The organism is Burkholderia sp. BCC0419 (genome assembly GCF_902830285.1).
Taxonomy (GTDB): domain Bacteria; phylum Pseudomonadota; class Gammaproteobacteria; order Burkholderiales; family Burkholderiaceae; genus Burkholderia.
The window spans coordinates 436557-453887 of sequence record NZ_CADESR010000002.1 but is presented as its reverse complement, the minus strand read 5'-3'; the positions used below and the strand labels follow the sequence as shown (position 1 = coordinate 453887).

Here is a 17331-nt window from a genome sequence, read left to right as displayed (position 1 = left end):
ATCTGCTTTAATTGGTTCAGATCCGCCGCATTGCCTTTCTGTTTCGCGGGTGATAACGAGGTGTCCAAGGGAGAACTTCACGATGGTGACGTTGAACATCAACAACCGGCCGGCCGAGATCGACGCCGATCCGTCCACACCGGTGCTCTGGGTGCTGCGCGACAACCTCGGGCTGACCGGCACCAAGTTCGGATGCGGCACCGGCGACTGCGGCGCCTGCACCGTTCATGTCGACGGCCGGACGGCCCGAAGCTGCACGCTGGCGCTGTCGGCGGTCGGAAGTGCGCACATCACGACGTCCGAACATCTCGCCGACGATGCGGTCGGCAAGGCCGTCCTCGACGCGTGGATCCGGCACGACGTCGCGCAATGCGGCTACTGCCAGAGCGGGCAGATGATGAGCGCGGCCGGATTGCTGCGCAGCAACAAGGCGCCGACCGACGCCGACATCGACCGCGCGATGGCCGGCAACCTGTGCCGTTGCGCAACCTACCAGCGCATCCGCGCCGCGATTCACGATGCGGCTCACGCGCTTGCCTGAGCCTGCCGGGAGACTGAGACCATGCGTATCCGCACTTTCGGGCGCCCGGCCAGCGCCGACGCCCCCCACCGCGACGCGTCGCCCGCCACCGGAGCCGAGGCGCCGATGCTCGGCCGGCGCGGCTTCCTGAAGCTGACGATGGCGGCAAGCGGCTGCCTCGCGCTCGGCATCGCGCCGACACGCGCCGCGGCGCAAGCGGGCAAGACCTTGCAGGCTTCGCCACCGCAAGCATTCCTGATCATCGCGCCGGACAACACCGTGACCGTTGCCGTCAACCGGACGGAATCCGGCCAGGGCGTCAGCACCGCGCTGCCGATGGCGCTGGCCGACGAACTCGATGCCGACTGGCGCAACGTGCGCACCGTGCTCGCGCCGGCCGGCGAGCCGTACAAGGATCCGGTGACGGGCATCCAGATGACCGCCGGCTCGACGTCGGTCAATCACTCGTTCGCGCAATACCGCGAACTCGGCGCATCCGCCCGAGCGATGCTCGTCGCCGCGGCCGCGCAGCGCTGGAACGTCGATCCGGCCACGTGCCGGACCGCGAACGGCGTCGTGACGTCCGGCAGCTACCGCGCGACCTATGGCGAACTCGCACCGGACGCGATGGCGATGCCGGTACCGCAGCGGGTGCCGTTGAAGTCGCCGGACCAGTTCCGCCTCATCGGCAAGCCGACCCCGCGCCTCGACGCGCGCGCGATGCTCGACGGCACGCTCAAGTACGGGATGGACTGGCGCCTGCCGGACACGATGGTGGCCGTGGTCGCGCGCCCGCCGCGCTTCGGCGGCCACGTCGCGAGCTACGACGCGACGGCGGCCCGGGCCGTCAAGGGCGTAGTCGAGGTCGTCGAGATCCCGACCGATCGCGGCGGCACCGGCGTGGCCGTGATCGCGAACGGCTACTGGCCGGCCAAGCTCGGCCGCGATGCGCTGAAGATCACGTGGAAGGACGCCGGCTCGACCGTCACGTCCGCCGAACAGATGCAGGCGTACAAGCAGCTCGCCGGCACGCCGGGCACGGTGGTGCGTACGGCCGACGCCGGCAGCGCACCGCCGGCGGCAACGCGAATCCGGAAGGATTACGAATTTCCGTATCTCGCGCACGCGGCGATGGAGCCGCTCAGCTGCACGGTCGACGTCGGGCCGGCGAGCTGCGCGTGCGGGATCAAGATCTGGGGCGGCTCGTCGCTGCAGACGACCGACCGCGCGGCGGTCGCGAAGGCGCTCGGCGTCGCCCCGGAGAAAGTCCAGATCTTCACGATGACGACGGGCGGCGACTATGGCCGGCGCTCGACGCCGACTTCAGACTACGTGGTCGAAGCCGCCCGCGTGTCCGCCGCGTACCTCGCGGCCGGCCATCTCGGCCCGGTCAAGACGATCTGGACGCGCGAGGACGATCTGCGCGGCGGCTATTACCGTCCGATGGTGCTGCATCGCGTCGACGTCGGTGTGGATAGCAGCGGCGCCGTGCGCGACTGGCAGCACGTCGTCGTCGGCCAGTCGGTGCTGAAGGGCTCGCCGCTCGAGCGCACGGCGATGCTCAAGCGCGGCACCGATCCCAGCCTGACCGAAGGCGTGGTGAACAGCCCGTACGCTTTCCCGATGCAGGTGTCGGTCCATCAGACCGACGCCGACGTGCCGGTCCAGTCGTGGCGTTCGGGCGGCCATACGCATACGGCGTTCGTGATGGAAACGCTGGTCGACGAACTCGCGCACTCGGCGCGGCAGGATCCGGTCGCCTACCGGATGGCGCGGCTGGCCGGCCCCGAGCACACGCCGCATCGCCAGGCGCTCGCGCTGGCCGTCGACCAGTCCGGCTATGGCACGCGCACGCTGCCGGCCGGCCACGCGTGGGGCGTCGCGATGCACGAAACGGCCGGCTCGGTCGTCGCGTACGTGACGGAAGTGTCGATCGAAGCGCAGCAGCCGCGCGTGCATCGCGTGACGGCGGGCGTGTATGCGGGCCGCATCGTCAACCCGACCGGCGCCGAAGCGCAGATCCAGGGCGGCGCGCTGTTCGGCCTCTCGACGACCAAGCCAGGCTTCGCGATCGACGTCGACCATGGCGCGGTGCGCAACGCCGGTTTCGCCGACTATCCGCCCGTGCGCATGCAGGAAGCGCCGCCGGTGGATGTCTTCTTCGTTCCGTCGGACGCTCAGCCGACCGGGTTGAGCGACGCCGGCGTGCCGCCGATCGCGCCGGCGGTGGCCAACGGTGCGTTCGTGCTGACCGGCGAACGGCTGCATGCGTTGCCGTTCGCGCCGATGCTGGTCGCCTCGGCCTCGCCCGCGATGACGGCGGCCCCCGCGGCGGCCGTCGACGAGGAACCGTACGGCGACCTGCCGGCCGGCGGCTGCCGGATGCCGCGCAAGGTGAAGCCGGCCGCGTTGAAGCCCAAGGCCGATCAAAGCCATGCAGGCGTCGGTCAGCCGAGCGCGGTGCCGAAATTCCTGCGGCCGAAACGGCGCGCCGGGATCCCGTGTATTGACGAGCTGAAGAAAGGCACGGTGACGTAGACGATCCGGCAAGCGCGCGATCAATCCTGGCAACCACTTCCAGTGATGCGCCGCGCGCCGGCCGCCCCGACACGGGGCATGCCGCTTCAGGTTAGCAGTAGGGGGCAGCCGCGAAGGCGGTGGACTACGGCTTGTTCCATGGCCGACCATGGGTCCAGGATGCATTGACGCCGCTATGGTCGACCTGTCTCGCGGCGCCGCCTGGGGAGGAAGCCTCCATGAAGCCTGTTGCCGTGCCGGCCGCCGAATCGCCAGCGGCCGGCACGTCCAGCCTTTATCGATGCGCCAGAAGCCGCATCCGCGCGCCACTCACTGCGCGACGCCAACGAACGTCGGCAACAGCACGCGATAGACGTGAATCATCGCCGGCCCGAGCAGCACCATCATCAGCGCGGGAAAGATGCAGAAGATCAGCGGGAACAGCAGCTTCAGCGCGATCTTCGCCGCGCGTTCCTCCGCGCGCATCCGGCGCCGCGTGCGCAGCATGTCCGACAGCACGCGCAGCGATTCGCTGATGCTCGTGCCGAACCGGTCGGCCTGGATCAGCATCGCGCAGAACGATTCGATGTCCTCCACGCCGGTGCGCAGCGCGAGATTGCGCAGCGCCGTCTCCTTCGTGAAGCCGGAGCGCATCTCGAGCAGCAGCAGATCGAGTTCGCTCGCGACCACCTCGCTGCGAAACCGCAGCTCCTCGCTCACCTTCATCAGCGCCGCGTCGAGCCCGAGCCCCGCTTCGACGCATACCGTCAGCAGGTCGAGCGCGTCCGGGAAATCCTCGAAGATCTTCTGCTGGCGCACCTTGACCCGCTGCGACAGCACGATGTTCGGGATGTAGTAGCCGATGCCGGCGAGCGCCACGAGGATCACCGACAGCAGCGCACGCTCGTCGCCGAGCGGCGTCGTGATCAGCACCAGCAGCGCCGCGCACGGCAAGCCGAGCGCGAGCACCGTCTTCGCGGTGAAATACAGCGCGGCCGCGCTCTGGTTGCGCCAGCCGGCATTCATCAGCCGGATGCGCAGCGGCGAATTCTCCCAGCCCTCCTTCGGCACCGACAGCTTCGAGATCGGGGTGGACAGCTCGACCAGCTTCGCGACCCAGCGCGACGCCACGTCGTCGCCGTCGCCCGAGCCGGCGACGGCGCCCGCCCCGGCCCCGCCGGCCTGCTGGATCCGACGCTGGATGCCGCGCGGCGCGAACAGCAGCATCGCGACGAGCACGCCGCCGACCACGAAGATGAACAATCCGCCCAGCATCACGGCCTGGACCACGCTCAGGTTTTGCATGACAGCCTCGCAACGGTTCGTTATTCGGCTCGCGCGTCAGACGCGAATACGGACGATACGGCGGATCCAGAACAGGCCGAACAGCATCGACACCAGCATCGTGCCGACCATCCGGATCCCGGCCGGATCCTCCCAGAGCACCGACAGGAATTCGCGGTTCAGCAGCGCCATCACCGCCGCGGTGCCGAACGGCAAGAGCCCGAGAATCCACGCCGACAGCCGCCCTTCCGCCGACAGCACGCGCACCTTGTCGAACAGCTTGAAGCGCTCGCGGATCAGCCCGGCGATGCTGTCGAGCAGCTCGGCCAGATTGCCGCCCGTCTCGCGCTGGATCAGCACCGCGATCACGAAGTAGCGCAGGTCCTGCACCGGCACGCGCGTCGCGAGGTTCATCAGCGCGTCGTGCAGCGACACACCGTAGTTGACCTCGTCGAACGTGACGCGGAATTCGCCGCCCATCGGCTCGGAAAACTCGTCGCCGACCATCCCGAGCGTGCTCGTGAACGAATGGCCGGAACGCAGCGCGCGCGCGATCATGTCGCAGATTTCCGGCAACTGCCGCTCGAGCTTGCGCATCCGGCGTGCGCGGCGACGCAGCACGTACATCATCGGCACCCACCCGGCGAACAGCGCGATCGGCACCGCGGCCAGTTGCGGCAACCGCGCGAAGCTCACCGCGAACCACGTGAGCACCGCGAACGTCGCGCTGAGCGTGATCAGCTTCGGCAGCGTCCAGTCGAGGCCCGACTGCTGGATCACGAGATCGAGCGCGTGCACGCGCGGCATGCGCAGCAGCAGCCGGTCGAACGACTTCGATTCGTCGAGCATCCGCTTCTTCAGGATCGACAGCCGCTCCTGCTGGACGTTGCCGCCGGCCGACATCGCGCGAATGCGCGATTCGATCCGGCGCGCGGCCGCGCCGTGCCGCGTGTTCCACCATTGATAGATGCCTTCGATCGACAGCACGACCGCGACGAAGGTGAGAATCACAAAACCGTAAAAGATCGCATTCATGAGGCCTCCCCGGCAGCACACGGCGCCCTGGCGTCAGTCCGTCTCGTAACGCACGGACGGGTCGTACAGCGAATCCGGCAGGTTGATGCCGAACGCCTGCAGCCGCTCGACGAACTTCGGCCGCACGCCGGTCGCGCAGAAGTGGCCGCGTACCGAGCCGTCGCGGTCCACGCCGGTGCGCTTGAACGTGAAGATCTCCTGCATGTTGATGATGTCGCCTTCCATCCCGGTCAGCTCCTGGATGCTGACGATCTTGCGCTTGCCGTCGGTCAGCCGCGCCGCCTGCACGACCACCGAGATCGCCGACGCGATCTGCTGGCGCATCGTCTTCGGCGGCAGCGTCAGGCCGGACACGCTGACCATGTTCTCGAGCCGCGTCAGCGCGTCGCGCGGCGTGTTCGCGTGGATCGTCGCGAGCGAGCCTTCGTGGCCGGTGTTCATCGCGTTGAGCATGTCGAGCGCTTCGGCGCCGCGCACTTCGCCGAGAATGATCCGGTCCGGGCGCATCCGCAGCGCGTTGCGCACCAGCGTGCGCTGCGTGATCTCGCCCTTGCCCTCGATGTTCGGCGGGCGCGTTTCGAGCCGCAGCACGTGCGGCTGCTGCAGTTGCAGCTCGGCCGCGTCCTCGATCGTCACGATCCGCTCGTTGCGCGGAATGAAACCGGACAGGATGTTGAGCAGCGTCGTCTTGCCGCTACCGGTGCCGCCCGACACCAGCACGTTCACCTTCGCGCGCGACAGCGCGTCGAGCAGCTCGGCCATCGGCGGCGTCAGGCTGTGGTAGCGCACCAGGTCGTCCATCTTCAGCGGGTTGACCGCGAAGCGCCGGATCGACATCAGCGGCCCGTCGATCGCGGACGGCGGGATGATCGCGTTCACGCGCGAACCGTCCGGCAGCCGCGCGTCGACCATCGGGCTCGATTCGTCGATGCGGCGCCCGACGCGCGACACGATCTTCTCGATCACCTTCATCAGGTGCGCGTCGTCGTAGAACGTCACGTCGGTCAGTTCGAGCTGGCCGCTGCGCTCGACATAGACCTGCCGGTAGGTGTTCACGAGGATGTCGGAAATGCCGGGGTCGCGCAGCAGCGCTTCGAGCGGGCCGAAGCCGAACATCTCGTCGTACACGTCGATCGCGAGCTGGCGCCGCTCGATGTCGTTCGCAGGCACCCGCTCCTCGTCGAGGATGCGCGCGATCAGCGCGCCGATTTCCATGCGGACCTGATCCTGATGCAGCCGCGACAAGCGCTCGAGCTCGACGCGCTCGAGCACGGCCAGGTGAATGTCGCGGCGCAGCTTCTGGTATGCGTCGCGCACCGACGAATGCGCCGGGCCGGCCGGTTCACTGCCCGCCGCCAGCGGCTGGGCCCGGTGCAAGGACATCTGTTCGCGCAATGACATGATGGTTCCCCGAAAGAATTACATCGACTTGAGCTTCGGCGTGGCCTTGCGGCCGAACAGCCGGGACATCAACGGTTCGCTGTGCGTCGCGCCGCGTCCCTTGCGCACCTCGCCGTCGACGAGTTGCTTCGCACAGCCCTGCAACGCCCGCGCGACCGCCGAGCCGCGCGCGAGCCGCGACACCGGATGGCCCTGGTTGATCGCTTCGAGCACGGTGTCGGCGTCGTCGGGAATCGTGCAGGCCGCCTGCAGGCCGAGCACTTCCTCGAGCGCGGTGCGGGTCCGCTCGCTCGCACGCGTCGCGCGGTTCACGATCAGCCGCAACCGGTCGGTCGAGTAGCCGAGCGACACGAGGATCTCCAGCAGCCGGCGGCCGGCGCGCACGTGCGGCATCGCGGGCTGCAGCACGATCTGGATCTGGTCGCTGCGATCGAGCGCGACCATCGACAACGGGTTGATGCCGACGCCGACGTCGAAGATCACGAAGTCGTAGCGCGGCGCCGCGACGCCGAGGATCCATTCGAGCGCGTCCTCACGCATCTCGGCGGCCTTGACCGGGTCGCCGGCGCCTGCCAGCACGTGGAAGTTTTCCGTCACGTGCGCGACGCTCGCGTCGAGAAACGCGCTGTCGAGCCGCTCGATCTGCTCGCACAGCTGCGGCAGCGTCGACGGTGGGGTTTCGTCGCTGACGAGGAACGCCGCGTCACCGAACTGCTGGTTCACGTCGATCAGCAGCACGCGGCGCTTGAAGCCCTCGGCGATCTCGAACGCGATGTTGCTGGCCGCGAAGCTCGTGCCGGCGCCGCCCTTGCACGACATGAACGACACGATCCGCGTGTCGTCGGTATCGCGCCGCGTGCTTTGCGCGGCCGCCCGTTCGAGCGCGTGGCCGAGCGCCTGCAAATCGAGCGGCCACTGCAGCACATCGCGCGCGCCTGCGCGCATCGCGTCGAGCAGCACGTGCGGCGATGCATCGGCCGTCACGAGGATGCAGGTCAGGTTCGCGTGCGCGCGGCAGATGCGCTCGATCGCCGACAGCTCGGACGGCTCGAGCGACGAGCCGTCGACCAGCAGGATGTCGAACGCGTCGAGCCCGTCGGTGCGATGTTCGATCTGCGACGGGCGGCCGGTGGCCCGCGTCGTACGATAGCGTCCGCAGTCGGCCACGAGACGTGCGATCTGCGAAAGCCGCGCGGTATCGTCGGAAGCTACGAGGATATTGATCATGTCGTGTGCCTCGTGTGTTCGTTTAGTTGCAGGCGGAGCCGCCGGTCGCGGAAGTCAGGCTTTCGCGCGGCAGGGTAGTCGTGAACGGCGGCATCTTCAGCGTGACGTTCACGAACGGGATCATGGTCTTGACGGTGACGTTCGTGACGCTCACCGTCACGAACGAGCACGTGTTGATGTCGCAACTCGACGGCGTGTAGCTGACCGACACGTTCGCGTTCGACAGCAGCGGGAGCAGCGATCGCACGCGCTTCACGACGCCCGCGGCGTTCACGTCGCAGACCACCGCCGTGCGTGCGCCGAGGCGCACGGCCTCGCTCGCGGTGTTCCAGTAGAACAGCACGCGGCCGAACTCGAAGATGCCGATCAGCAGCATGATCAGCACCGACGCGATGAGGGCGAATTCGACGATCGCCGCGCCGCGCTGCGCGCCCCGGCGAGACCGCGGAAAATGGCGTGCGTTCATGAAACTTGCCTCATCACGGTGACGATGTTGCCGAAGGTGATCGACGGCAGCCCCGGGTACGCAGGAATCGGCTGGTACTGGTAGCCGCTGATCTTCACTTCGACGACGTTGATCGCGCCCGTGGCCGTGCCGCTTGCCGCGTTGTTGTTCGAATCGTAGGTCGGCAGGTTCGCGAACTGCGACGGATCGGACGCGTCGCCACAGCCGGTCGTGTGCTGGGCGTCGCAGATCGTGACCATCGACGTCGTGAGTCCGGGCACCAGCTCGGTGCCCGACGTGCCGCACGTCGTGCTGCCGTAGACGACCAGGCACTGCGCCTGCGACACCGGATACGCGCTGTCGGTCGGCAACCAGACCGACAGGTAGCGCGCCGCGTCGCGGGTCGCCTTGGTCAGCGTCTCGTACTGGTAGATCGCGCGGCCGAACTCGGCCACGCCGGTCGCCAGCATGATCATCGGCATCAGCACGAGCGCGAACTCGACGGCGACGGCGCCTCGGGTGCGCGAACGACGAATCGACAGCTTCTTCATGATCGTCTCTCCGCTATTGAACGAGCATCGGAACCTGGGTTCCGGACGCGCTGCCGCTGCCCGGCAAGCCGTGCGTCGCGCACGGGCTGTTGCCGGAGACCGACGAACCGAGGTATTCGAGGTGCGCAACGACGGCGCCGCTGCCGGCGCTGAACGGGAGCGGATCGAGCATCAGCACGCAATCCCATTGCGTGACGTGCACCTTGCCGCTGTTGCCGGACAGCGTCGAGCAGTCGCCCTCCGGCGCGAGCGCGACGCGGCGATCGCCGCCGAACGTCTGGTAGTTGCTCGCCGTCGCCGTGCCGTTGGTGGCGATTCCGCTGCCCGACGGCGGCGCACCGTCGCCCTGGTAAGACTTGAAGCCCGCGCGGTCGGCCACGAACTGCGTGTACGCGTCACCCTTGATGCCCGCCGTTCCGGGCGGCCCGTAGTCCGGCCCGACATACGCGTAGCCGGTGAAGTCGGGCTGGCCGCTCGAGCCGTTCGCACCGTTCGTATAGATGCCGAAGCGCGTGTTCCAGGCCCGCTGCGATGCCGACTTCATGCCCGCGGTGCTCAGGTCCGGCGGGCTCGTGATGTTGCAGGTATTGCCCGACAGCTCGCTCGCGAGCGTCGTCTCGTTCGTCGAGCCGTCGAGCGCCGCCCAGCCGAAATTGCCAGGCCCGTAGGTCGACGACGAACCGGACGGCGACGAGATCCAGTCGCCGACCTTGTAGGCCGGATCGGACGGGCCGCGGCACACGAACACGGGAATCGCGCAGGTCGTCTGCCCGCCGCCGACGGTCGCGATCGCGCTCGCCGACACTTCCGCCGCATTCGCGAGCTTCGTGCCCGGCAGCACGTTCAGCACCTCGATGAACCAGTGCGCGATGTTGCTCAGCGTCGCGGTGCACTGCACGTACTTGATGCTCGCCGGCTTCGTGACCGCGTTCTTCGCCAGGAACGGGTTGGTCAGCGAATCGCTGAACGTGACGTTCGCATTCGTCGACATCTGCACCGACTTCTTCTGGAAAAACACGAAATTCAGGTGGCCGGCAGCGATACCGTCGGCCTCGGCCACCGACAGGCTGATCGCCGACGTCAGGTCGCGCGCAGCCGACAGCGCGCAGGCATCGGCGCTGTTCTGCAGTTCGCTGCGCGTGACGTACAGCTTGCCGAGATCCAGCGCGAGCCCGACGAACCCGATCATCACCGCCAGCGAGAGGCCGACGATGATCGCAACGGCACCGCGCTGGCGGTGCAGGCTGCGACGCGTGACTTTCGGATAGCGGGCTGCGCGGTTCATGGCGTTCTCCCTGAGCGTGCTGTCGTTACTGCGTGGCCTTGCCGATGCCGATCACGAACGCATTGGCGGGCGGCTGGATCTGCTTGAACGACTTGTCATAGTTGTCGAGCGCGGCCGCGGCGGCGCTGCCGTCGATTCCCGACGCCGACGCCGGATGTTCGCCGGCATGCGGATCGATGATCTGGGCGTGCATCACGGTGCGGACCGAATCGCCGAAGCGGCTGTCCCACACCGGGGTCGACGACATGCAGCCGGCAAGCGCGAACGCGAGCGGGACGGCGAGCGCCGCGCGGCGCACGAATACGAGGTAGGCGGATTTCATGAGCTTCCCCTTGGAGGGCTTCAACGATCGGTGGACTGGGGTGCCGCGCCGGCGCGCGCAATCTGCGCGTTGGGCGCCGCCGCGATCCGGTGCTTCGAGCGCGCCGTCGGCTGGGCCGACATATCGGGGCCGGCGGCCGCGAGGCGTGCGGCGGCGGCTTCGATGCGCGCGACGCGGGCCGCGGTAGCCGGGTCGGGCTGCGGCGGGGCGGCCGCGACCGGCGCCTTCGGCGGCTCGGCCGGCACCGGCGGCTGCACGTCGGCGTCTTGCGGCACGCGCGGCGCCGGCAGCGCGGCCGGCGCGACCGGTGCTTCCGATTGCGGCGCCGGAGCGGGCGCCGGCGCCTGGGCCGGGGTCTGCGGGGCGGCCGCGCCGTTCGCGGGTTGCATCGGCTGGGCGCCTGCCTTGCGCACGCCGCCGCGGCCTTCCATGTTGCCGGTCGCATAGACGTCGACTTCGTTCGGCTTCGAGAAGCTGTCGGTCGGCAGCGCGACGTCCGCGGTCTGCAGCGGCTTCACCAGGTGCGGCGTGATCAGGAAGATCAGCTCGGTGCGATCCTGCTGGAACGACGTGCTGCGGAACAGCGCGCCAAGCACCGGCACTTCTCCGACCCCCGGGATCGCCTTCAGCGCACCGGACGCGTTGTCCTTGATCAGCCCGCCGATCGCGAACGATTCGCCGTCGCTCATCTGCACCGTCGTCGATGCGCGCCGCGTCGTGATCAGCGGCAGGATCGACGTGCCGCCGATGTTGGACGCACTCAGCGTGACGCCCGTCTGCGACAGCTCCGACACTTCCGGCGCAACCTTCAGGCTGATCCGGCCGTTCGCCAGCACCGTCGGCGTGAACTTCAGCGCGACGCCGAATTCCTCTTCCTGCAGCGTGATCGACGAGACGCCGTTGCTGCCGCTCTGCGGGATCGGGATGAAGATCTTGCCGCCCGCGAGGAACGTCGCTTCCTGGCCGCTGATCGTCACGAGATTCGGCTCCGCGAGGATCTTGACGAGGTTGTCGGTGTTCTGCGTATCGATCGCGACCCTGAACGGCTTGTTGTTCGCCTTGTTGAAGATGGCGCCGCTCGCGACACCGGCGAGCAGGTTGCTGACGAGCGCGCCGCTCCACGAACCAAAGCCGCCCTGGATGTTGAATGCGCTGCCCATCTGGTTGATCAGCGTCTTCGACACCTCGGCCACCTTCACCTCGAGCATCACCTGCTGCGGCGACGTGACGTTCAGCATGTTGAGCACGCCGCCGCCCTGCTTGCCGCCGCCCGCCGCATCGCCCGCGCTGTCGCCGTACGCATGGGCGATCTGCACGGCCTGCTGCGCGGCCTGCGAGCTCGACACGGTGCCGGCCAGCACGATCGTGCCGGCCGCGGTCGACACGTGGATGTCGCGCTCGTTCGGCATCAGTTGCAGCAGCGACGCCTGCAGGCCGCCGGCGTCCGCGCCGACCGCGACGTCGATCACCCGGCATGCGCCGCTCCGGCCCTGCACGATCATGTTGGTCGTGCCGACCGCAAGCCCGAGGATGTACAGCGTCTGCGGCGACACCATCGTTGCCTGCGCAACGGCCGGATTGCCGATCGTCCGGTTGCGCACCGGTTCCGGCATCGGCACCAGCAGCGACTTGCCGAGCGGCACGCTGACGCTGGTCGATTCGCGCACCGGGCCGACGCAGTTCGGCCCGCGCAGCGGCCCCGCCGACGCGGCGGGCGCGGCGGCCGGCACCGGCGCCATGCTGATCGTCATCTGCATCGGCCCCTTGCCGACCGCGGCCGGCGCGCTGGCGCCGCCCTTCGTCAGCACCGCCGACTCGATGCCTTCCTGCGCGAGTGCGCCATACACGGTCAGCCATCCCGAACAGAGGATCGCGGCCATCATCGTGCCCCGTGCGACGCGTGTGCGCAGTGGGCCGGTACCTGTGCGTTGCGGTTTGATCTTCATTTCGTCTGATCCCCCGAGAGACCGGCGCCGTGCCGGTTATCGACTTCCAAGGCCGCCGCGCGTTGCCGGCGGCCGGTTTGTTTGTCTGGCTGTATGGATCTGCTTCAGAAACATTCGACGCTGCCCTTCACGCCGGTCAGCACGCCGACGCAATCGCGCCGCACTTCGGGCGCCGCGTGCGACGCGACGTGCATGCGGACCGGCCGCGCATGGACGGGCGCCGGCGGCGCTTCCGGTGCGGGTTCCTTGCCGAGCAGCGTCATCTTCGTCGCGCCGTCGGTGTTCAGCGTCTTCTGGTCGACCTGGTTGCGCAGCACGAGCGACAGCGTGCCGACGCTGCGCGCGAGGTCGAGCCGTTCGGCCTGGTCGGGCGTGACTTCCAGCGTCACCGCGTTGACCACCTTCGGCGCCGTGTCGTCACGGCTGACCTGCTGCGCGACGGCGAGCACGAGGATGTGCTCGAGCACGATCTTGGAGATGCTCTGCCCGTCGGTCTTGCCCTGCTGCGCCTGCGTGTTGACGATCACGTCGACGTAGTTGCCCGGCAGCGCGAAGCCCGCGACGCCGACCACGTCGTTCACGCGCACCGTGATCGCGCGGCTGCCGTCGGCGATCACCGCGGACAGCCCGCCCTTCGTGCCGACCGGCGCGAGCTTCGACTCGATCACCGGTTCGCCGCGCGACAGGCTGGTGCGTACGACGCGCCCTTCGAGCGCCTTCGTATCGGCGAACGCGCCGGTCGGCACGCTGCCCGACGGCCAGCTCACCATGTGGATCTGGTTCGGCCCGAGCGGCTCGCCCAGGTTCAGGTCGGTGGTGGCCACCGCGACGGACGTGACCGAGCTCGTGGATGTCTGCATCAGCCAGTGGGAGGCGAATACGACCGCGGCAAGACCCGCGATCATCGCGACGACCAGCATCATGACCGCTCGACTGTTTTTCATGGCAATGCTCCTCGACGAATCGTGAAAGAAACCGCTCAACCGGTGATGAACGTACGGCCGCCGCGCTCGATGGGCGGCGGATGGCTGCCGTCCCGTTCAGGCGCCGCGCCGAAGTAACTCGCCCACGCGTCGTACAGCGCGTCGTGCGTCACCTCGGGCGGATCGCCGCGGTAACGCGCGCCGGCGGCCACGAGGCGCAGCAGGTCCGCCGGAAAGCACGCGAGAAACGCCTTGCCGGTCGGCAGATGCAGCCGATGCAGCAGGAAGTCGAACGCATCGCTCGCCGACACGAGCCCGAACGATGCGCAGGCCGCGTCGTACACCGCGCGGTAGTCGTCGATCGACATCGCGCCGACGTGCAGCTTCGAGCCGAGGCGGCGCATGAACGCGTCGTCGCAGAACTGCTCCGGCGCCAGGTTGCTCGAGAACACCGGCCACACGTCGAACGGCAGCACGAAGCGGTTGCCGGATTCGAGCGTCATGAAATCGACACCGCGATCGAGCGGACGCAGCCAGCGATTGAGCAGGTCGCGCGGCTCGACGCGCTGGCGGCCCAGATCGTCGACGACGTACATGCCCATGTTCGCCTTCATGTGCGGCGGCGCCTGGTAGAAGCCGGCCGCTTCGTCGCGACGCAGGTCGAGCTCGTCGAGCGTCAGCTCGCCGCCCGACATCACGACCGGCCGCCGGCACAGGCGCCAGCGGCGATCGACCGACTGGCCGCCGGCCTGGACTTCCGCGTCGACATGCACGAGCGGGTCGTAGACCTGGATCACTTCGCCGGCCGCGCAGATCGCGTGCGGCACCGGCACGCGGCCGTGCATCAGCGCGCCGAGCCGCTCGGCGAGAAAGGTCTTGCCGCTGCCGGCCGGGCCGTAGATCAGCAGCGGCCGGCCCGCGTTCAGCGCGGCGGCCGCCGCATCGAGCACCGCCGTGTCGATCACGACGCCTTCGAACGCCGCCCACACGTCGCTCTGGCCGATGTGCAGCTTGCGCACCGAATGCGCGGCCACGCTCGCGAGATATGCGTCGAGTGTCACCGGCGCGGGCCCGCTGTAGCCGCTGCGCTCCCGTTCCTCGAGCGCGAGCACGCGGCCCGCATCGGTCAGGCGGAACGTCACGTCGAGATCGGTCGCGCCGCGATGGGTCAGCTCGACGAGATGCTCGCGCACCAGGAACGCAAAGACGTCGTCGAGCACCGCGAGCGGCAGGCAGTGTCGCTCGACCAGGTCGCCGTACGACGGGCGGCCGAGCACCAGCGTCGACTTCAGCACGAGGCCGCCGACGAACGCCATGCTCAGCCCGGTTTCCGCGAGCGAGCGCGGCGCCGACGGCAGCTGCGCGCCCAGCTTCGTATGGACCTCCCGCGACGGCGGCGGATCGGGCAGGCGTGCCACCTGCGCGTCGCGTCTCGGTTCGGTGTGGTTCGTGTTCATGATCGTTGCTTCCTCGTTGCGTTCTCGTTGCAGATCCGCCGCGCTATGCGCACGACGCGAACAGCATGCCCAGCGTGCCGGCCGCGATCGCCACGCCGTACGGCAGCGTGCCGACCGAGGCGATCTCGACGGGGCCGTCGTCGGCCTCGGCGCGCGCCGCTGGCGAGCGCCGCACGATCAGCGTGCGCACGTTCGCCCACATCTGGCGCATCCGCCCGCGCAGCAGCGCGTAGGCGATGGCGCCGATCCCGCCGGCCAGGAACGTGGCCAGCACGATGTAAAACGTCATTTCCGCACCGACCCATGCGCCGATCGCGAGCATCAGCTTCACGTCGCCCGCCGCCATCCCGCGCAACAGGTAGAACGGCAGCAGCAGGCCGAAGCCGGTTGCAGCGCCGGCGAGCCATCCGAGCACGCCCGCCGGCACGCCGTGCAGCAGGCACTGGGCGACCAGCGCGCCGGCCAGGCCGAGCAACACGAGACGGTTCGGAATGCGACGGGTCGCGATGTCCGTGCTGGCAGCGGCGACCGCGAGCAGCGTCACGCACAACGGAACCGGATAAGGCAGCGCAACGGGAAGCATGGCGAACCTCGCGAATCGAATCGGTGGATCAGGAAACCATGGACAACGCGGTGGTCACGGCGGTGGTCACGGCAGCCGTCACGGCCGCGGCGATCACCTCGTACGCATCGCCGAGCGAGCCCTTCAGCGTGACGACACTGCCCAGTACCGCGATGGCGAACATCGATGCGAGCAATGCATATTCGATCGACGTCACACCCTGTTCGTCGGCGATCCAGCGACGTGCGACACGCGTGATGGCTTGCATGATGGTCTCCGGTTTCCGGTTGACGGAATCGCCGGGGACGGCTCGAACGCTGCACCAGCCGAGCCGTCCGCGGCATGGTGCATCAGATGCCTGCCACCGCCGAATCGAGGTCGGCCGCGATCGTGCTGAACACGGTCTTGAGGTCCTTCCCGATGGTCGACAGCGCGGCGATGATGCCGATCGCAATCAGGGCGGCAATCAGGCCGTATTCGATGGCCGTCACTCCGTCTTCGTCGCGAATGAAACGGCCGGCTTGTTGAATGAACTTGGACATGGTGATCTCCTTGCGTGGTAACTTTCAAAACCCTCGCGCACCGGCTGGTCGGATGACCGTGCATCGATACGTCGAGGTATGTCGTTGATGCCGTGTGGCGCCGACGAACGATTCGAACGATTCGGACGAACCGTTCGTCGTACCGTCCGTCAGAGGCCTGCTACCGCCGAGTCCAGATCCGCGGCGATCGTGCTGAACACGGTCTTCAGATCCGTACCGACCGTCGCCAGCGCGGCGACGATGCCGATCGCGATCAGCGCGGCGATCAGGCCATATTCGATGGCCGTCACGCCGTCCTGATCCTGGACGAACCACGCGATCTTTTCGATGATTCTTGACATGAGCACTCTCCTTTCGGACTGCTATGAAATACCCTTCGTCGGTCAGGACGTCGGGGGTGGGCACCACCGGCACTACTCGAAAATTCGGAAGCGCAACGCTCAGCTGCGGGGACGGGTTGGCATATCCCTGTCCGTGCGAACGGGTATCAGTGAAACGGAGCGCGAGAGACGCGTGTACGGTTCGACCGGCCGGATAAACCGGGCAGGTCGATCGACCGGAACGGCACGACGGCCGTTCGACGCAGGGAATCCAGTTGAACGGGAGATGAACTCCCGGCAAAGCTGCAAGGTGTCTTTAACGCGGCTTGCGATCCGCGATGTGCTGTGGTCTTTCATTTTTATTCCCCATGTACTGCCATGCCGCTTTTTATCGCCCGGAAGCTATCGGGTCTGGTTGGTCGTTCGACGACGGTTCCCGCGGTTGATCGAGCTGGAGCTGCGTGTTCCCCGACGCGCGCCGGACCGTCTTTTCCGCAGGTGATTCGCGAGCCGGTTCGTCTGCCTGTTGCCTGAACCGCCCGGTCGTCACGCCGTCGACTGCCGTGCCAACGCTTACGCAAAGAGCAGGCCATCCCGGGCGGAATCGAGGCGCACCAAGGGTTCCGGCGATCCGCACGCCCCCCCGCCAAACGCCCGGCTGCCGAAATGTTTCAACTTTGATATACGCGGTTCGGGTGCACACGGTCAGCATGGAACCCCGTCGCCGCGCTGCACAAAGGATCCAAAAAATTTTCTCGGGATTTTCCCGAACGCGGCGAGCCGCTCGTGCGTCGCGGGTTCGGCGGCATGCACAGCCGGCAAAAATCGCGGAATGTTTCAGGCCAGAAACACGAATCCCCGCCGCGGCGTTTTCTCATACCAGAAATGGCGGTTTTCACCCGAATCGCTGAATACATTCAATGCCGGCCGGCGGTGCGCGGTTTGCATCACGCATTTTTTTCTTCAACAATGAATTCACCGGACAACGCCATTT

The 17331-nt window shown here is 67.9% G+C and carries 17 protein-coding genes; 2 read left to right on the top strand and 15 right to left on the bottom strand.

The genetic code is table 11. The annotated features are described in order from the left end of the window. The first annotated feature begins 82 nt into the window (after positions 1-82). On the top strand, positions 83-541 hold the full coding sequence (locus HWW87_RS15615; RefSeq protein ID WP_175821037.1) for a (2Fe-2S)-binding protein: 459 nt from the start codon (positions 83-85) through the stop codon (positions 539-541). Between the two features lie 21 nt (positions 542-562). Beyond that, positions 563-3058 (top strand): xanthine dehydrogenase family protein molybdopterin-binding subunit, encoded by a 2496-nt coding sequence (locus HWW87_RS15610; protein WP_175821036.1) that lies wholly within the window; start codon positions 563-565, stop codon positions 3056-3058. Positions 3059-3367: 309 nt separating this feature from the next. On the opposite strand, the gene HWW87_RS15605 is transcribed toward HWW87_RS15610, so the two are convergent. The 15 genes from HWW87_RS15605 to HWW87_RS15535 all read right to left on the bottom strand — a co-directional run bounded on the left by HWW87_RS15605 (position 3368) and on the right by HWW87_RS15535 (position 16358). Next, positions 3368-4342 carry a type II secretion system F family protein gene (locus HWW87_RS15605; protein ID WP_175821035.1) on the bottom strand — a complete coding sequence of 325 codons (975 nt, stop codon included), beginning with the start codon at positions 4340-4342 and terminating at the stop codon, positions 3368-3370. Between the two features lie 36 nt (positions 4343-4378). Continuing rightward, positions 4379-5356: a type II secretion system F family protein gene (locus HWW87_RS15600; protein ID WP_175821034.1), complete on the bottom strand. Its 978-nt coding sequence runs from the start codon at positions 5354-5356 to the stop codon at positions 4379-4381. 33 nt (positions 5357-5389) lie between these two features. Further along, positions 5390-6757, bottom strand: a complete 1368-nt coding sequence (locus tag HWW87_RS15595; RefSeq protein WP_175821033.1) for a CpaF family protein — start codon at positions 6755-6757, stop codon at positions 5390-5392. Positions 6758-6775: 18 nt separating this feature from the next. Next, positions 6776-7984, bottom strand: coding sequence for an AAA family ATPase (locus HWW87_RS15590; protein ID WP_175821032.1), 1209 nt, complete (start codon positions 7982-7984; stop codon positions 6776-6778). A gap of 22 nt (positions 7985-8006) precedes the next feature. Further along, the gene (locus tag HWW87_RS15585) at positions 8007-8450 is read right to left on the bottom strand and encodes a TadE family protein (RefSeq protein WP_175821031.1); all 444 of its coding nucleotides are present in this window, start codon (positions 8448-8450) and stop codon (positions 8007-8009) included. Next, the gene (locus tag HWW87_RS15580) at positions 8447-8980 is read right to left on the bottom strand and encodes a TadE/TadG family type IV pilus assembly protein (RefSeq protein ID WP_175821030.1); all 534 of its coding nucleotides are present in this window, start codon (positions 8978-8980) and stop codon (positions 8447-8449) included. The genes HWW87_RS15585 and HWW87_RS15580 overlap by 4 nt, the downstream gene beginning before the upstream one ends. 13 nt (positions 8981-8993) lie before the next feature. Next, positions 8994-10265, bottom strand: coding sequence for a TadE/TadG family type IV pilus assembly protein (locus tag HWW87_RS15575; RefSeq protein WP_175821029.1), 1272 nt, complete (start codon positions 10263-10265; stop codon positions 8994-8996). Positions 10266-10290: 25 nt separating this feature from the next. Then, a complete protein-coding gene (locus HWW87_RS15570) occupies positions 10291-10587 on the bottom strand; it encodes a hypothetical protein (protein WP_175821028.1) in 297 nt (98 codons plus the stop codon). A gap of 20 nt (positions 10588-10607) precedes the next feature. Beyond that, a complete protein-coding gene (locus tag HWW87_RS15565; protein WP_175821027.1) occupies positions 10608-12533 on the bottom strand; it encodes a type II and III secretion system protein family protein in 1926 nt (641 codons plus the stop codon). 104 nt (positions 12534-12637) lie between these two features. After that, entirely contained in the window at positions 12638-13477 is an 840-nt protein-coding gene (cpaB, locus tag HWW87_RS15560) for a Flp pilus assembly protein CpaB (protein WP_175821026.1), read from the bottom strand. 35 nt (positions 13478-13512) lie between these two features. After that, positions 13513-14913: an ATP-binding protein gene (locus HWW87_RS15555; RefSeq protein ID WP_175821025.1), complete on the bottom strand. Its 1401-nt coding sequence runs from the start codon at positions 14911-14913 to the stop codon at positions 13513-13515. Between the two features lie 43 nt (positions 14914-14956). Further along, positions 14957-15496, bottom strand: coding sequence for a prepilin peptidase (locus tag HWW87_RS15550; RefSeq protein WP_175821024.1), 540 nt, complete (start codon positions 15494-15496; stop codon positions 14957-14959). 28 nt (positions 15497-15524) lie between these two features. Beyond that, the gene (locus HWW87_RS15545; protein ID WP_175821023.1) at positions 15525-15743 is read right to left on the bottom strand and encodes a Flp family type IVb pilin; all 219 of its coding nucleotides are present in this window, start codon (positions 15741-15743) and stop codon (positions 15525-15527) included. Positions 15744-15825: 82 nt separating this feature from the next. Next, positions 15826-16017 carry a Flp family type IVb pilin gene (locus HWW87_RS15540; protein WP_050015343.1) on the bottom strand — a complete coding sequence of 64 codons (192 nt, stop codon included), beginning with the start codon at positions 16015-16017 and terminating at the stop codon, positions 15826-15828. A gap of 149 nt (positions 16018-16166) precedes the next feature. Beyond that, positions 16167-16358, bottom strand: coding sequence for a Flp family type IVb pilin (locus HWW87_RS15535; protein WP_050015345.1), 192 nt, complete (start codon positions 16356-16358; stop codon positions 16167-16169). Positions 16359-17331: the final 973 nt, after the last annotated feature.

Excerpts from the sequence above, each read along its gene's own strand:
- HWW87_RS15540 (WP_050015343.1), bottom strand. The coding sequence starts at position 16,017 with ATGTCCAAGTTCATTCAACAAGCCGGCCGTTTCATTCGCGACGAAGAC.
- HWW87_RS15590 (WP_175821032.1), bottom strand. The coding sequence starts at position 7,984 with ATGATCAATATCCTCGTAGCTTCCGACGATACCGCGCGGCTTTCGCAG.
- cpaB (WP_175821026.1), bottom strand. The coding sequence starts at position 13,477 with ATGAAAAACAGTCGAGCGGTCATGATGCTGGTCGTCGCGATGATCGCG.
- HWW87_RS15550 (WP_175821024.1), bottom strand. The coding sequence starts at position 15,496 with ATGCTTCCCGTTGCGCTGCCTTATCCGGTTCCGTTGTGCGTGACGCTG.
- HWW87_RS15575 (WP_175821029.1), bottom strand. The coding sequence starts at position 10,265 with ATGAACCGCGCAGCCCGCTATCCGAAAGTCACGCGTCGCAGCCTGCAC.
- HWW87_RS15605 (WP_175821035.1), bottom strand. The coding sequence starts at position 4,342 with ATGCAAAACCTGAGCGTGGTCCAGGCCGTGATGCTGGGCGGATTGTTC.
- HWW87_RS15595 (WP_175821033.1), bottom strand. The coding sequence starts at position 6,757 with ATGTCATTGCGCGAACAGATGTCCTTGCACCGGGCCCAGCCGCTGGCG.
- HWW87_RS15585 (WP_175821031.1), bottom strand. The coding sequence starts at position 8,450 with ATGAACGCACGCCATTTTCCGCGGTCTCGCCGGGGCGCGCAGCGCGGC.
- HWW87_RS15565 (WP_175821027.1), bottom strand. The coding sequence starts at position 12,533 with ATGAAGATCAAACCGCAACGCACAGGTACCGGCCCACTGCGCACACGC.
- HWW87_RS15555 (WP_175821025.1), bottom strand. The coding sequence starts at position 14,913 with ATGAACACGAACCACACCGAACCGAGACGCGACGCGCAGGTGGCACGC.
- HWW87_RS15580 (WP_175821030.1), bottom strand. The coding sequence starts at position 8,980 with ATGAAGAAGCTGTCGATTCGTCGTTCGCGCACCCGAGGCGCCGTCGCC.
- HWW87_RS15610 (WP_175821036.1), top strand. The coding sequence starts at position 563 with ATGCGTATCCGCACTTTCGGGCGCCCGGCCAGCGCCGACGCCCCCCAC.
- HWW87_RS15600 (WP_175821034.1), bottom strand. The coding sequence starts at position 5,356 with ATGAATGCGATCTTTTACGGTTTTGTGATTCTCACCTTCGTCGCGGTC.
- HWW87_RS15545 (WP_175821023.1), bottom strand. The coding sequence starts at position 15,743 with ATGCAAGCCATCACGCGTGTCGCACGTCGCTGGATCGCCGACGAACAG.
- HWW87_RS15570 (WP_175821028.1), bottom strand. The coding sequence starts at position 10,587 with ATGAAATCCGCCTACCTCGTATTCGTGCGCCGCGCGGCGCTCGCCGTC.
- HWW87_RS15535 (WP_050015345.1), bottom strand. The coding sequence starts at position 16,358 with ATGTCAAGAATCATCGAAAAGATCGCGTGGTTCGTCCAGGATCAGGAC.
- HWW87_RS15615 (WP_175821037.1), top strand. The coding sequence starts at position 83 with ATGGTGACGTTGAACATCAACAACCGGCCGGCCGAGATCGACGCCGAT.